A 16,568-nucleotide genomic window follows, 5' to 3' on the forward strand; every position below is an offset into this window, starting at 1 on the left:
TATACGAAAAACATTTAAAATTATTTAAAAAAGTTTTCTGTCTGAAACAACTACACCATCTTGATCAGCGTACACATACGATCCTGGTTTCCATTCAATCCCACCGAAAGTCACCTCGACTTGCTTCTCACCTTTTCCTTCTTTTTTACTCTTCAATGGAACACTCCCGATTGCAAAAATGCCGACATTTAATTTTTCTAAATCCTCGACATCACGGACACATCCATTAATAATAACCCCTGCTAACTTTCGGTTTTGGGCGATTTCAGCCAGCCTGTCTCCCATTAGAGCACGTCGCCTTGAACCCCCACCATCGACAACAAGTACACTGCCTTCTGGAATGGACTGTAAAGATTCCAATACGAGCGCATTGTCCTCAAAGACCTTTACTGTACAAATGGGCCCAAAAAACTTCGGCCTTTTGCCATATGACTTAAATTCTAGTTGGCAAATGGCTAACTCACTCGCAAAATCATCACATAAATCAGCTGTTTTAAAATCCATCTCTCTATTCCCCCTTTTCTTTTTATAGTAAAAGAGTTCTCGATAAAAAATAGGATTCCTCTTTTAAAAATGAAAAACCTGCAGAAGACTTTGCAGGTTGGTTAAATAAGTGAGCAATTCAATATAAAAATAGCATTATGTTATTCAAGAGAAATGCGGATTTTCACAATATGGTTTATGAGTTAGTCGCGTCTGGGTCCAATAAATCCCAAGGAGTGATAATCGCTTTAGGCTTGCTGTTTCGATTTCCTGTCTCAGTAAGAATGACAGCCTGTAACTTTTTATCCTCCATATGGTATTTGTCAAACAGTTCCTCGACTTCATATAAATTTGTTGATTCAGCAATAAAATCAACATAATATTTTTTATTAGGTCGTAAAATATCCTGAATTTTTACATTTGCAAGGGAGATAACATTGCTTGTTAATTGCTTCGCCATCCAGCGAATAATATCAGATGATGTCAAAAGTCCTTTATACTCATGGTCTCGGCTGTAAATAGGAAACCGAGTAAAATCGAATTTATTAATTGCCTTTAGCACATCCTTTAAATATGCATCATCATAGTAGTAAAAAACAGGAGCAGAGGCAATCGACGTTGATAATGGAGGTTTCTCAAAATGAGTGGCAATTTCCCCAATCCGGTTAACCACTTTTCTATGTGGCTCCGCAATATAATAATCGACATCGACCTTTTCATGGACGATGGCATTCCTCAACTTTGCAAATTGATACAGTTCATTTTTGTATTTTCGAATAATTGAATGACTTTTAAATCCAGTGTTAAGCAGTTCCACAAAGTGATCATTATTAGCATCCTTTACCATTTCCTTTAAACATCTATGTATACGGTTAAAGGCCACTTCAAACTGACCAGCTTGAGTTCTTTCTGTCTTTTTCTCCAAAACATTCCCCTCCAATAATGAAGTACATGTTTATTTTACATGAAAAGGACATAAAAACCACAAAAGGTGCTCCGACATTCACGAGAGCACCTTAATCATTTACAATGTTAGTCGGCGGGATTACTAGGTTCATTCTTTTTCTTCTGACTTGTTGTCCATTCAACTAGTTCTTCACTTACTTTTTGATCTCTTTTTCGATTATTATTGCGCTGCGCACCCGGATTCCCCAGTTTTTGCCTACCCATACATTCGACTCCTTTACCTATTAGTTTTCATTGTTAGTATGAGTAGTTAATCCCCGGAATATGCTTTCGCTTTTATCCTAAAGTAAATTGCAGGCTTCTAGATTTACATGTTTATCGCAGATTAACTGGTAGTAAAACCCCTTCTGTTGGAACTTTCGCTTCATGCTTATGAAGAAAAGATAACAAAGGATTATCTTTTCTTCCAATCAACAATCTGCCCGTGATAAAAATCTTTCTGTTCCGGTACAAATCCAAGCTCTTTACAGTATTTTTTCAAATCTCGTTCTTCTCGCTCATTCACAATTGATATGACTATGCCTTCTGCTCCAAAGCGTCCTGTTCGACCAGAACGATGGATATATTGTTCCCGGTCTCTTGGGAAATCATAATGGACAACATGAGTTACACCTTGAATATCAAGGCCACGCGCAGCAATATCGGTGACGAGTAACATCTCCTGCTTCCCTTCGCGAAACTGCTTCAAATTTGCTTGACGCTGCTGCTTTGTTAATTCACTGTGTAACATGATTGCCGGAATATCCTTATAATTAAGTCTCTCAGCAGCGACTTGTAAGCTGCCAATATCTTTCATAAAAACAAGAGCCTTAAGCGTCTCAAGCCGAGATAGCTTCTCTACTATTTTTATTTTATCGCGTTGTTCACTTATAAAATAAATATGTTGAACTTCTCCACTTACAATCGTTGAATCCTTCTTAACCTTGATGATTTCAGGTTGTTTCGTTAGCTCTTTCGCAGCTCCCTCGGTATGAGGCGGAAGCGTCGCAGAAAATAAAAGAACTTGGCGATCAGCAAGCGTTGATTTCACTATGTTTTCAATCGTGCTCTTATGCTCAGCTGTTAATAACTGATCTCCTTCGTCTAGGACAATCGTTTTCACCGCATGCATCTTCAGCTTCTTTTGTTTGATGAGTTCATTCACTCTTCCAGGTGTACCGATAATTAGGTGAGGGCTTTTTTTCAGTTTTTCAAGTTGACGCTTCGGATTAGCTCCGCCAATGATGGATGCGGAACTTATCCCGCTTCCTTCTCCCCATTTTTGTACTTCTGAAAGAATCTGCATAACTAATTCCTGGGAAGAGGCAAGGATAACCGCTTGGGCATTTCGTTTATCTGGATCAATTTTATTTAAAACTGGCAGTAGATAAGCAAGTGTTTTTCCTGTTCCTGTTGGCGACTCAGCAATTACATCCAAACCTTCTAAAATTAATGGAATGGCTTTCGTTTGTACGTCTGTCGGTGTTGAAAAACCAGCCTTGCTCCACGCTTCTTGCAAAAATGGTTTCAATTGATTAATCATCTGTTCATTATCAGTCATTTCTATCTCCTTTAATCCGCTTTCTTTGTTCTCTAACAAATACTAGCTTAAAAACAGCCGTCAAGTCTAGTTTACCTGTACTTTTGTTTTTCTAAAATAAAAAAATAAAGTGCCAGGGAAAATTTTCTGGCACGTTCAAATGAGGATATGAATGTGCTGCTAAATTATATTCAACAAACACTCTTTTTTTTAATGATTGAGACGGTATTTCTTTGACCAAGAATAACCTAACAAGCCAAAAATAATCACAAACTGCAAGAAAAACACGATTGCATCCCAGAAGAGGATACTGCTAAGCGGTTCTGATAATCCAGGACTTACAAGAATACTGGCATGAATAACCAACGGAATACTATAGAAAATTAATACTGCAAATGTAATTAAAATACCTATTAAATATAAGATTGCATATGGCCTAATCACTTTATCTTCCCCATCAAAAGCCTTGCTAGTATTAACATCAGGAATAAATGGGAGCCAACGTCTCAAAAAGTTTTGTCCGTTTTCCATTAAATTATAGCATCCTGTCCAGTTTTCAAGCACATAATACAAGTCTGTCTTCATATGAACGCAAAATTGATAAAGAATTCGAATAAAAGTGCTAAGGACCGCCATTTTTCCAATACCGACTACAATCATCTGACTCGAAAACATTATTTGTATTAATAAAGCCACAAATAGTACTACTATATCAACATACATCCCAGCTAAATAGAAACGATATCTTCGAACGGGTGGGATTGACCAAACCCGGGACATATCAGTTTCTAACACAACTAGAAACAAACGATGACCTATCTCAATACTAGTCGGTAATCCTTCCGCACGTACCGCAAGTACATGACCAATTTCGTGGAGTATAACAAGCAAGAAAGTTAAAATGAGGAATACAATGATGTTGTACATCATTAAGTCAAACAGGAAGACATCCTTGTAACTTGGGAATAATTCAGGGTTAATAATAAAGGTTAAAACTGTAGCAATAAAGGTTAATAAGTAGATAATGGAAGAGTAACGATTAAAGAAGAATTGGCCAATTTTTGGAGAAATCGAAACGAACCCATTCGATTGTATTCTTTTCTCTACATCCTTGGATACAATTTTTCCATCTATGCTATATACAAGGCCAAACTCAAGGAGATCCTCTACGAAACCAATCATATCCACTTCTTCATTAGGATAGCTTTTTTTTAGGATCTCCTCTATTGTATCAAGTGCATGGCCTTCATTAATCATAGAGATAGCTTCAATACATAACTTAGGCATTTCATAAAACTCACTTGATCTTATGTCTTCGACAATATAATTTTTCGTATCCTTCCTAATCGTTAAGGGATAGAGAGTAAGTGTTGATTGTTTATTGATTACCAATTTGTAATACCCCCACTGAATTAGGGATATACAAACTTAATCAAATATCCCTCTCTGAATTATAAACGTGGAAGAAAAGCACACCACCAACAAGTAGTTTTTATCTTTTTTAGTTTACGAATTTTCATGATGTCACCTCCTTTCAAATTACTTATTTTGAAACGAGAGATTCTTTGACCAATCATAGTTCTCATGATATTTTACCCAATCAGGATATACCGTTTTAAACAACTCCACTAATTTCGGGTCAAATTGAGTACCCTTTCCATCTATAATTCTTTTGTACGCTTCCTCGACTGGTAAAGCTGAACGATAAGACCTAGAAGATGTCATCGCATCAAAAGCATCAGCGATGGAAACAACCCTAGCTAGAAATGGAATATCCTCACCTATTAATTGTTCAGGATATCCTTTTCCATCCCACCGCTCGTGGTGAGACTTAATCACATCTATACTATTTTCGAGGCTACTTACCTTCTTAATTGCCTCAACACCAACTTGTGGGTGAGTCTTAATAATATCGAATTCTTCATCAGTAAGCCTTCCAGGTTTCATTAATATCTTATCTGGAATATTGACTTTCCCAATATCATGAAGTAAACAAGCATAATGAAAGGCATTTAATTCTTCTTTTTTATATTTTCCCGTTGCGACTGCTAACGAACAAGCATATTTTGCCACCCTTTCACTATGACCTTTTGTGTAAGGATCTTTTAGTTCAATTGTAGCAATAATCCCTTTAACTATACCGCTTAATTGCTCGTCATAAGAGCTTTTAAAGGCCTGTAAATAACCAATAAACCTGTTCAGCAATACATAGGCAATTGCAGAAAGTACTAAAAGTAATGTGACAGGAAATAGAACTGCGCTAGTTTGTAATAGTAACCCAATAAATAAATATTTGAGAATCATTCCTAAAAAAACAAATTTAAAAAAGTTAAGATTAACAAACATGGGCGTAAATAAAACAATGAATATTTCCACAACATTGCCAGTTTGATAGTCTAAGTCTGTACCAAGGTAATATATACTGTCATTTACGATAGAGAATATTAAATAAGCAGAAATGAACATGTATTTAATAGAACTTGTTTTTCCGCTTTTTTTAAAGAAATAAGCAGCAGGGAGAAAAGCAAACATTAAAAAATAATAAACGTAACCGAAACTCCCTGGTAATCCTGGTTCGAGATTTAAAATATACTTTTTATAGAAAAAATAGTAAAATAAATCGTAAAAAACAGAAGAGAGATAAAACAAAATAAGGAACCATTTTACTGCTCGTTGCTCCTCATGAATTAAACTCGAACTAGAGCTATTTGCATTTCGCATGTAAATTCACCATTTTTTATTAGATTTAATAAATCCAGCAAAGCTCGGTTTACTATATTTATGTGTTTGAAGTCTAAATTTAAAATAAGACAAAGTACCTATTACAGACGCCAAATATCGACACTTACTAACATTATAAATCAAAAGGTCTATTCTTTTAATAGACCTTTTGATTTATTTTCAAAATGATTATTAACTATTATTGCTATTGGGGAGAACAACCTCAATAATTGTACCCTCTTTACTAGTTTGTTTAATGACAAATTTCCCACCATGTTCTTCTATAATTTTCTTTGTTACCATTATACCAAGACCCGTACCATTTCGTTTGGTAGTAAAAAATGGTTCACCAAGTCGGTCGATCATGTCTTGGGGAATTCCTTCTCCCTCATCCTTGACGGTAATAAAAAACTTATCATCTCTAAATCGTGTAGTAACCAAAATCCTACCGCCATTTTGCATTGACTCTACAGAGTTTTTTAGCAAATTAATAAATACCTGCTTTATTTGGTTTTCATCACAATAAAACCCAGGGAGATTGTCTTCGATATCCATTTGGATTTCAATCGACATACGTGAAGCCTGGTGTTCAATTATTGAAACTACATAATCAATGATTCCTTTTATACTTGTTCGCTTTTTTGTCGTAATATTTGGTTTTCCAATTAATAATAGATCGGACACAATTAAATTAATGCGATCAATTTCATTTAGCATAATTGGATAATAGTTCTCCTTCGAGCCATCCTTTTCCTGTTGAAGCTGTGTAAATCCTCTTAAAGCAGATAACGGGTTTTTAATTTCATGAGCAATGGAAGCTGCCATTTGTCCAAAAACAGCTAACTTTTCTTTTTGTTTAGATTCTTCATATATACTAACCATCCCATTTACATAGGAAATGAACCGTGAAAGCAAAATGTATCCAAATAAAGAAAAAAAGACAATTAATACAATCGGTACCACTACGTTCATACTTTGAAATAATAAACCAAAAAATACATATTTTAGCGTCATACTAATTGAAACAACCCAAAAATAACATTTATTAACAAATATTGGTGCGAACAACAATAAAAAGATTTCTACAATATTCCCACTAGAATAGACTTTATCAGTACCCGAATAAATCAAGATATTATTTATCAAGTCAATGATTAGATAGGAGAATAAATAAATATACTTAATTAGATAAGGGTCTCCATTTTTAATTAAATATATGGTAACAGGTACTAATAGTATAAAAATAATATGCATATAAAAGCCTAGACCTTCCGAGGGTAGACCTCGTTCAACATAAAAAAAAGAAGGATAAATATAATAATAAATAATATCAAACCCAACAAAGACAATATAAAATAAAAAGATAAATAGTTTAATTGCCTTTATCTCTTCGATTTTCAACGATTCTTCTCTTGAACCTTCACCCATTTTGCTTGTTTCTCCTTTTGAAGGTGGTATTAACCCCCATTATCCACTTATGTTTTTTTAATATAACATTATTTTATGTTGGGAAATACCCTTTTACTCTTATACTCTCATTATAAACTCTTTCATTATTCAAATGTATTATTAGAATATTAAGATAATTTTAATCTTAATATCAATAAAATGCAACTTTTTTGGGGAAGTAAGTATTAATCAAATCCTTTCCATCGTTCTTTTGTATTAGGAAAGAAATATTAAAAAGCGACAAAAGGGAGTGAAGGGGGAGAGCATATATTCAAATAATAGGGAGAAGGAAATAATTCCTACTCCCTATTATTTATAACTTGACTCAAATAGCTTTTGGATATCTACTTCAAGGGCAATAGCAATTTTTATTAGAATTGAAATCGAGGGGTTGGTTTGAATATTTCTTTCAATACTGCTTAAATAAGACTTTGATATATTTGTCTTCTTGGCTAATTGAGATAGAGTCATATTTTTACTTTGTCTTATTCTTTGGATAGAAGAACCTAACATTAAATTCCCTCCTAAAAAAAATCAACTCCTACTAGAAGAAAACATGTATTTTCTGTTAGGTATTCACTATAGAACTTAGGATATTAATAGATATACATGTTTTTTCAGTTGCAGATGTCTTAATCACAACTCCTAACTATTATGATTAAGAGTTTTTTTACTAACAAAAAACGAGAAGTATTTATTCAACAAAAATAGGGCTGTTAAGATTCCCATTGAATCAATTAGCACATCATACAAACGCCCGTCCCTACCGAAGAATAGTTGTAAAACCTCCGTAAAAACTGCAAATATAATAGAAATGGTTGTAGCCTTTAGCCTATTTCCCATCCATAAATACAGAAGAAACGCGAAAATTGCAAAACCTAAAAAATGCCCAAATTTAACCAATAACCACCATGTATGAATCAATGCAATATCATTAATGATAAAAAGCGATGAAAAATCAGGTGAGGAATTCCATCTAAATTCAACATTTTTATGTACTAATAGGGAGTATAAATTTTCTGTCAATGTGAAGACCATTAAAAAGCTTCCCCAAAGTATAGCCAAGAAACATTGAAAATACTTAATACACCTTAATTTAAATTTTCCATAATTTTTAATCTTATGCCCACCTCTCCCCACTTCATGAAAAGTTAGCTAACTTAATACCGAAAACTAAGGTAGGTCCGTTCAGGTATCATACAAAATTCAGTAATTCCAATTAATCACGAATCTTTTTCGTGACATCTCATTTATAATGTGAAATCTGATAGCATACAGAATCTAATTGGTTATTTAGCTATCACGCTTTGTCTTTGTTGAGCTTCTACTATCATTCTCTTTAAAAACGGAATAATTTCATCTTTAAGATTTTCGTGTTTCAAGGCAAATTCAATTGTTGTTTTAACAAATCCCAATGTTTCCCCGACATCATAGCGTTTACCCTCAAAATGATAGGCATGGACTCGTTGAATTTGATTTAATTGCTGGATAGCATCTGTAAGTTGAATTTCACCGCCCATTCCAGCTTTTTGATTTTCTAGAAGCATGAATATCTCCGGTGTTAAAATATATCTTCCTAATATGGCTAGGTTTGATGGGGCAGTGCCTAACTTGGGCTTTTCTACTAGTCTGTTCACTTGATAGAGTCTGCCTGAAGGAAGTCCTGGATCAATAATCCCATATCGATTTGTTTCTTCTTCAGGTACCCGTTGGACCCCAATAATAGATGACTGAGTTTCTTCAAATTTAACCATTAATTGCCTTAAACAAGGTGTTTCACTTTGTACAATATCATCTCCGAGCAGTACAGCAAATGGCTCATTACCAATAAATTGACGTGCACACCAGACTGCATGTCCAAGTCCTTTTGGTTCTTTTTGTCTGATATAATGAATATTCGCTAAATTAGAAGAGTATCGAACCTTATCTAACAAATCAAACTTTCCTTTATCATGTAGATTCTGTTCTAATTCCCATGCAAGATCAAAATGATCTTCAATTGCTCTTTTTCCCTTCCCAGTAACAATAATAATGTCTTCAATCCCAGATTCTACGGCTTCTTCGACGATGTATTGAATCGTTGGCTTATCTACAATCGGTAACATTTCCTTTGGCATAGCCTTTGTTGCTGGTAAAAATCTTGTTCCAAGACCAGCAGCAGGGATAATCGCTTTTCTAATTTTTCGCACACTAACTCCTCCTTGTTTTAGGTGAGTATCTCTAAAACGGGTATCAATTAATAGACAAATATTAAAAATGATGAGTAATTAACGGATTTTAATTAAACACTTCCACCCATTCGTATTTTCCATTTCTAAGCTTACACAGGTATACCTCATCACCTAAAGGTGTCTCTATCAAAATCATTTTCCCTCTCCATTCTTCTGTTGGCTTTGGAAGAGAGGAGAAAGACTGAACACCCATTCCATCAAAAAAGCTCTTATCATTAAGCCTTGTCAAAACCGGTATCCCATTCTTATTTAAGAGGTTAGAATTTTCCAACAAAACAGAATGATCCGTTTCAAGCCTTGTCAAATCTAATCGACTTTTCTCAAGGTTTTCTCCATAAAGTAATTTTAACGAACCTTGTTTTTCTTCATTTGAATCTAAATTGAAGGTATCTACTGAGACATCAGAATACCATTTTAATGTGAACACTGAAGAGTCTGCTTCAATTTCATTATCATACGCCCGCCCGCCTATTATCTTTACATTTGAATCGTTTATATCAAAGAAAGTGCTATTATTCTGTCGTAAGTTATTACCTTCAATATGTGGACTAATAACAACAACATTGAAGCAATAATCAAACTGGAATGCTTTTTCAATATTAGCCCATTCAGCATTTAATTGAATGAGAGTCATTTCACTCGCTCTTTCGAATACAAATGGAACAACATCTTGTTCATATCTTTGGTACCTTAATCCATTTGAAGTATAAACATTCTCTATGACGCTCCCAGTATTTCCACCAGATGGCGGGACTAAGTGAATTGCATTTTTCGCATAATAAAAAATGTAAATATTTCTCATGTTCACTGAGAAAGCAAAATTTACTGCTCCTTCTGCAATATAAAAACCTCTATAAACGGATACAAAATTTAGGTTCTCAAATATAGAATTAGCAATCTGATCTTCAAATTGAATCGCATTCCTTTTTTCAAAGTCCCTTTGGTCCCAACCCTCATACTGGAATCCCAAATTTCGTATATCACTTTTCCCACCTATTATTTTTAAGATCGGAGCATTTGCTGTACTATAGAAGACAGAATGTTCCATTCCGGCCCCTTGTAATTTTTTCTTACTTACCTCCAAAGAATCCGTTATTAAATAGGTCCCTTCCGGAAAATAAATGTCATTACCTGCTGCCAGTGCCTTTTTAATGGCTTTTGTATCATCGTGCTTTCCATCACCAATGGCACCATAATCCTTAACATTAATAATTGGTACAGTGCTTTTTTCGGGATGAATTTCAGTCACTTTCTCCCTACAACCTACAATGAAAATAGTAAAAAGAAATAGAAAGAAACTTAACTTTTTCATTAAACGATTGCCTCGTAGTCATTTATCGCTTTATTTTTTATTTCCTTCCAGGCTTTAAGTGCTAAACTATCTGGAATAACAACATCATCCATTGTTATTAATTGACCTTCTTCTATATGATTGGTAATTACAGCATTAACCAATAAACCGATTGGAATGTGTTTAGGGTGTTCAATTATTTTTAAAGCTTCTCCTCTCACTAAAAAGCTACCAATTCCATGTGAAATCTTAGTTCCAGGAGCAATTTTTGTTTTCGCAACCGCTCCGACACTAATCGATGGGGTAGAGGAATTATTTAGTAGAACTCCTCCTCCTGTTAATACTCTTCGAATCGTTTTCATAATTTCTAAATGACAAAGGTGGAAATTTTGAGTTAACGTATAATATGGACCCTCACCCATTTTAAAGTAATTTAAGGCTCCTCTTTGATTTTCTTCATGTTCCGCTGTAATGAATACACCAGCAGGACCTTTAGGACAGAGCAAATAATCACTAATAACGGACCCATGTTTTTTCGCTTGTTCCGCTAAATATTTGCCACCACTTTCCACATCATCCGAAGCTGGTCCTAATAAACCTGTTTGAACGATGTCACCACCTAATCCATTTGCTACTAAAGCCTGTTCAAATTGGACTTTTGTCCCATCTGTAAAAGAAGTCACCATTTGTAAACTCAAATTATTTCGTTTAGACCAGTATTCCATTTCCTCTTTTTTGGGGGTTCGATTTAAAAAACCTTTAATATTCCCATAGACTAATGGTTTAAATCCCATTTGAACCACATTTTCCTTTAGAGCAGCTATACAACCTGGTTGATCTCCTTCCGCTTCGGTAATCATTCCTCTTCCCGCAAAATATGAACCGGTTGTCACTTGAAGCTCAGAATTCATAGTAATAACAGGTAAATTAGCTAAAAAGGCACTATTGATTATTTCTGTTCCATAAATGGTGTCTCCACTGCACTCAACAATAATCTCTGAATTTTCAATTAATTCATTTACGCTATTTGTTATTAACTCCTTATCTGGAAAAGACTTTATATCACTGATCTTTCGCCGTGTTAATACTTTCGAAACAACTAAATCATCTTCATTTTTAATTGCTTTGATCAGACCTTTAGAAATAAATCCTGTTCCAATAACACCTATCTTCGTTTTTGGCTGCATAACTGCACTCCTATCAATTTTTAGTAAATTATTTTATTTCTTGGTTATTATTAGGAATAGTATCTATGATGTCCTTTTCAATCGATTTTGTTTAAACGTTTCTTTTAATAGATGACTAGTTTTAAATACATCCACATACGCACGAATATTTAATAATTTAGAAGTAGAAAAAATTAGATAAATTTGCGAAATCATACTTGTTATTAAGAAACCAAGAGCAACACCAAATCCACCATAGAGATTACCTAATATGATTGCCAGAACAATGGAAGCGAAGCCTGTCAAAAATGTTACTTTCATCAACTGTTTTTGCCTCCCTGCCATTGCCAACACTGTACTCGTTGCTCCCCCCCAAGCGCTAATTAAATACTTTAATGCTAAAAGAGTTAAAATTAATGCACCGCTTCCATATAAAGATGAACCAAAAATAAATGATAAAATAAATTCTCCCCAAAATAGAAATAGGATGAATAATGCTAGAGTTGGATAAAAAGCTAATGTAGCGATTAAGCGCAGAGTCCTTTCAAACCCCTTTATTTCCCCTTGGGCATATTTTTCAGCAATTAGCGGAGGCACCACTGAATTTATTATGATAAGCGGCATTGACATAAGAACTGCTAATTTTGCAGCAGCGCCGTAAATTGCAATATCCTTTTCAGTTCCAATTCCACTAATTATCCATAAATCGCTTTGACTCATGAAATACGTACTAATTGTTATTACCATAAAAGATAATGTAGTTGAGAATGTTTCTTGAACATGAACCGTTCTTTTTAGCGATGGTTTCGCTTCTTTCATTAGCAATTTTACTTTTCTTGCAAGTATGATGATTCCAACTGTATTTGAAAGGACTAATGAAACAACCCAAAAGAGGACAGTTGTACTTAATGTAACTGGTATCCACATCCAATAAGCGTTTACACACAATAAAGTAATAAAGAGGACCGTCGATAACAATCCTCCAAAAATAGAAGCAAAGCGAATATCTTGAAAACCTCTAAATGTCTCTCCAAGCAATATTTGAAAACTATTGGCACCAATCCAAGCAATCACCAAAATTGTAATGGAGGATAACCCGACTGATTGAAAAAGGGTAATAGAAATCCATTTAGAGCTGTAATAATATAAAATCCCTACAACTGCGAATCCAATAGTTGTGACAAGTAAGGAAAGATTAATAATAAACGAGACATTTTTGAGCTCATTTTTTCCAATACTATCTGCAACAAAACGTACTACGGTTTGTTCAAAACCTAGTGTTCCTAAATAAGCCCCAAAAATCGCAATATTAAAGGCTAAAAAATATACTCCTAAATCCTCCGCAACTAACATTCTTGCTAATATTGCATTGATGAACAAAGTCATAAAGGATGTTGAGAATTTCCCAAATATTGCCCAGACTCCTCCTGACCTGAGTGAATTTTTATAGTTAAGTGATATAGCCATTATTCCTCACCTCTTTTCAATAAAAACCTTGAATGTTTAATAGACTGTTGTTTTTATATTTTTATAGATTAATGGCTTTGTGAAAAATTCTTTTGTATTGACTCATTTTTTGCCCATTTTTCCTTTCGAACATCTTCTGATAATAAACGTTCAGCAGCAAAAGTCCCTAAAATAAAGCAAATAAATACCGTTGTTGACTGTAATAAAGAGGCTGTTAAGAAGGAATAATTGATTAATAAAGCAAACAATAATATTCGATTTTTTGTTATGGAAAAAAACGTATAAATAATAAAAATAGTAAAGAACAAACCACCAAGTACTCCATACTCAACGAGTAATTTTATATAAGCGGTTGGGTGGGCTGTATTAAACACTCTTGAATGTTCATCAAATGTATACTCTCTCCCATAATAATTCTGAACTGTACCCGCCCCTGTTCCAAATAATACGGTACCTGTATCCTCTATTGTGACAAATTCTTTATAGGCTAACCATGGAGCGACAAAGCGAACATGACCGCTTGTTCTAGGTGTATTAAACTCATTTAATCTCTCAATAAAAATTTCTCCATACCCTTTTTCAAAGAAGACAAACACGGATATACCGATAAGAATCGTTAAGGCAAAAACTTTTATCGGCTTTAAATTAAAAAGTATTGGTACAGCAATAACTGCAAGAATGATAAAACCTGTTCCTGAAAAGGAAAGTAACATACCTATAAAGAAAAGAATCATTACCTTTAATCGCTTCTTTGTTAAAAATTCGATAATAATTCCCGTTGCCAGCATTTTTGAATAAAAAGAAGGCTCTAGCATGATCATTCCGTTTGCCTTAAAAAAAGGTGAACCAGGAAATAAAGGATTATAAGTGTAATACCCTGTTAATAAAAACTGTTCAGGCACCCCTTTTAATGGATCTATAAAATTGATGCCAACAAATTGCAACGAAAATTGAATGATACCCAAAATAGCGACAATCATCATCATACCTTGGTAGGTTGAAAGAATATACTTGAGACTTCCTTTACTCTTATTAACAAAAATAAAAGGAAGATAAAAAGCTATAACTGATAATAATGAAGCAAGCCCTACTGCTTTTGAATGGATGAGGGCATATAAACTTGCTAAAATAAGAGCACTTATCGCACCTAAAAATAGTAAAAACCTTTTCTGATCGATTTCAACCTCATTGAAGAAATAAAGGATTATGACCGATAATAAGGATAAGAGAAACACTGGGGAAAGCTGTAAATCTCCTATCGTTATCGCGGTTCGTTGCAAAAAGATTAAACTAAATAGTATCAAGAAAATGAATATTTTTTCCCTTCCACCAATTCCGTTTTCTACCATAGAACTTCTCCTTTATCTTTTACCATTCCCTCTCATTCACACCACTTAATTAATGTATTGTCCTTTTTTGTTTTTAATCCCATGGATTGCTCCCTTTATAATCATGCTGCTTCTTTTCAACTTATTATCACAATTTAAAACATAAAGGATGTGAAACTTTATTATTCTAATAAAAATGTACATAAAGGCAAGCCATTTATATTTAGCATTATTTCGACAAACCATTAAATAACCATTTCTCATTAAATAGTAAGCATAATATGGAGACAGGTCAGCTGACTTCGTTGAACTAGATTCTTTATGGTGAATAATTGATGAAGGAACATAAACTATTTTCATCCCTGCCCTTTTTGCCTTTAAATTCCAATCTGTATCCTCATAGTAAATAAAATAGTCTTCATCCAAGAATCCAATCTTTTGAATTAATTCCTTCCGAAATAACATGCTGCAACCTACGATAAAATCTACTTCCTTCATTTTGTCGTACTGGCCGTAATCTTTTTCGTTTATTCCTATTGGTCTACTCGTGCCTAAATAAGGGTTAATTGTTCCGCCAGCAAACCATAGTAAATTATTGTTAATATTATAGATTTTCGAACCGACAATCCCAACTTGCTCGTCATCATCAATCACTTCAACGAGTTTACTCAATGCTTCAGGTTCTACATATGTATCATTATTAAGCATCCAATAGTAATCAAATCCCTGTTCATACGCCGTTCGAATTCCCACATTATTACCACCAGCACAACCTAAATTACTACCCGACTGAATAAATGTTAACGGAAGCTTGAATGTGTCACCTTCTTGATCTTTTATGAATTTAGAATATGAATCATCGGTTGAAGCATTATCAACTACAAAAACATGAAAATTTGGATATGTAAGACACTCTAGTGATTTTAGACATTCAAATGTATCTTGATAACCATTCCAATTAAGAAGAATAATAGCAACTGAAGATGGGGAGTTCATCTATAACGCACCTCGGTTTTTCTAAATTTCACCTAATTAACATTAGAGGAATAGTCCTTCACTCTCTCTCGAGTAAAGGACCTTGCTTCTTTCACTTTAAGACACAAGTGTAGGGGTACTAGTTGTGTTTTTCTTTATCTCATCAATTGCTTGAAAATCAATTTCAATATGCTCCACTATTTTATGAGCTCGTGCCAGAGATGCATGAGTCCCTGCATCAATCCAGTCACCAGAAACGACACCAAACCTTAATTCATTTAGCTCGATATAAGCATTGTTTACATCCGTAATTTCTAGTTCACCTCTTCCTGATGGTTTCAATGTTTTAATAATGTCAAAAACCCGATTGTCGTACATATAAAACCCAGTGACTGCAAACTTAGATTTTGGATGTTGAGGCTTTTCTTCTATTGATACAATGAGATCATTTTCAATTTCTGCTACACCAAATCGATGAGGGTCATGGACCTCTTTAATTAAAATCTTTGCTCCACCACCCTGGCGAATATAATCATTGATATAAGGTGTAATATCGTCAGTAAAGATGTTATCTCCTAAAATCACAGTCATTAAGTCATTCCCTACAAATTCTTTTGCAAGATCCAACGCCTCGGCAATACCTCCGGCTTTATCCTGAACCCGGTACGTTAACTTAATACCAATTTCAGATCCACTTCCTAGAAGATTAATAATATCCCCAGCATGGTGACGTCCTGTTACAATGAGAATTTCATCGACTCCAGCTTCTTTTAGTTTTGCAATCGAATAATAGATCATTGGATACTTGCCTACAGGCAGTAAATGTTTATTTGTAACATTTGTTAATGGATTTAACCGTGAACCAGTACCACCTGCAAGAATAATACCTTTCATTTTAGCCACCTCATTTTTTAATTGAAAATCATGACCTAAGGCTTAACAGTTCCCAACAAAGTACAATTAAGTTCTTAA

The 16,568-nt window shown here is 34.2% G+C and carries 16 protein-coding genes; all 16 read right to left on the minus strand.

Features of this window, described 5'->3' with window-relative positions; translation table 11 throughout:
* Positions 1–24: 24 nt before the first annotated feature.
* Positions 25–504, minus strand: coding sequence for a ribonuclease E activity regulator RraA (gene rraA / locus GNT69_RS19630; protein ID WP_203556690.1), 480 nt, complete (start codon positions 502–504; stop codon positions 25–27).
* Positions 505–679: 175 nt separating this feature from the next.
* Positions 680–1,408, minus strand: coding sequence for a CBS domain-containing protein (locus tag GNT69_RS19635; RefSeq protein ID WP_239094356.1), 729 nt, complete (start codon positions 1,406–1,408; stop codon positions 680–682).
* A 107-nt stretch (positions 1,409–1,515) separates the two neighbouring features.
* Positions 1,516–1,653 carry a hypothetical protein gene (locus tag GNT69_RS19640; RefSeq protein WP_203556691.1) on the minus strand — a complete coding sequence of 46 codons (138 nt, stop codon included), beginning with the start codon at positions 1,651–1,653 and terminating at the stop codon, positions 1,516–1,518.
* Between the two features lie 190 nt (positions 1,654–1,843).
* The gene (locus tag GNT69_RS19645; RefSeq protein ID WP_203556692.1) at positions 1,844–2,989 is read right to left on the minus strand and encodes a DEAD/DEAH box helicase; all 1,146 of its coding nucleotides are present in this window, start codon (positions 2,987–2,989) and stop codon (positions 1,844–1,846) included.
* A gap of 189 nt (positions 2,990–3,178) precedes the next feature.
* A complete protein-coding gene (locus GNT69_RS19650) occupies positions 3,179–4,360 on the minus strand; it encodes a hypothetical protein (protein WP_203556693.1) in 1,182 nt (393 codons plus the stop codon).
* A gap of 147 nt (positions 4,361–4,507) precedes the next feature.
* Complete coding sequence (locus GNT69_RS19655; RefSeq protein ID WP_203556694.1) at positions 4,508–5,689, minus strand: HD-GYP domain-containing protein; 1,182 nt, start codon at positions 5,687–5,689, stop codon at positions 4,508–4,510.
* A gap of 192 nt (positions 5,690–5,881) precedes the next feature.
* Positions 5,882–7,117: an ATP-binding protein gene (locus tag GNT69_RS19660; RefSeq protein ID WP_203556695.1), complete on the minus strand. Its 1,236-nt coding sequence runs from the start codon at positions 7,115–7,117 to the stop codon at positions 5,882–5,884.
* Between the two features lie 330 nt (positions 7,118–7,447).
* Entirely contained in the window at positions 7,448–7,651 is a 204-nt protein-coding gene (locus GNT69_RS19665; RefSeq protein WP_203556696.1) for a helix-turn-helix domain-containing protein, read from the minus strand.
* 132 nt (positions 7,652–7,783) lie between these two features.
* Positions 7,784–8,176: a VanZ family protein gene (locus GNT69_RS26290; RefSeq protein ID WP_203556697.1), complete on the minus strand. Its 393-nt coding sequence runs from the start codon at positions 8,174–8,176 to the stop codon at positions 7,784–7,786.
* A gap of 251 nt (positions 8,177–8,427) precedes the next feature.
* Positions 8,428–9,327: a UTP--glucose-1-phosphate uridylyltransferase GalU gene (galU, locus tag GNT69_RS19675; RefSeq protein ID WP_203556698.1), complete on the minus strand. Its 900-nt coding sequence runs from the start codon at positions 9,325–9,327 to the stop codon at positions 8,428–8,430.
* A gap of 88 nt (positions 9,328–9,415) precedes the next feature.
* The gene (locus GNT69_RS19680; RefSeq protein ID WP_203556699.1) at positions 9,416–10,681 is read right to left on the minus strand and encodes a glycosyl hydrolase family 28-related protein; all 1,266 of its coding nucleotides are present in this window, start codon (positions 10,679–10,681) and stop codon (positions 9,416–9,418) included.
* Positions 10,681–11,847, minus strand: a complete 1,167-nt coding sequence (locus GNT69_RS19685) for an SAF domain-containing protein (RefSeq protein WP_203556700.1) — start codon at positions 11,845–11,847, stop codon at positions 10,681–10,683. Before GNT69_RS19685 ends, GNT69_RS19680 begins: the two co-directional genes overlap by 1 nt.
* Before the next feature lie 63 nt (positions 11,848–11,910).
* The gene (locus tag GNT69_RS19690) at positions 11,911–13,293 is read right to left on the minus strand and encodes an oligosaccharide flippase family protein (protein ID WP_203556701.1); all 1,383 of its coding nucleotides are present in this window, start codon (positions 13,291–13,293) and stop codon (positions 11,911–11,913) included.
* Between the two features lie 68 nt (positions 13,294–13,361).
* On the minus strand, positions 13,362–14,642 hold the full coding sequence (locus GNT69_RS19695; protein ID WP_203556702.1) for a hypothetical protein: 1,281 nt from the start codon (positions 14,640–14,642) through the stop codon (positions 13,362–13,364).
* Between the two features lie 45 nt (positions 14,643–14,687).
* On the minus strand, positions 14,688–15,617 hold the full coding sequence (locus GNT69_RS19700; RefSeq protein ID WP_203556703.1) for a glycosyltransferase family 2 protein: 930 nt from the start codon (positions 15,615–15,617) through the stop codon (positions 14,688–14,690).
* Positions 15,618–15,713: 96 nt separating this feature from the next.
* Positions 15,714–16,490, minus strand: coding sequence for a sugar phosphate nucleotidyltransferase (locus tag GNT69_RS19705; RefSeq protein ID WP_203556704.1), 777 nt, complete (start codon positions 16,488–16,490; stop codon positions 15,714–15,716).
* Positions 16,491–16,568 lie beyond the last annotated feature (78 nt).

The sequence above is a fragment of the Bacillus sp. B15-48 genome, assembly GCF_016879755.1.
Taxonomy (GTDB): Bacteria; Bacillota; Bacilli; order Bacillales; family Cytobacillaceae; genus Mesobacillus_B.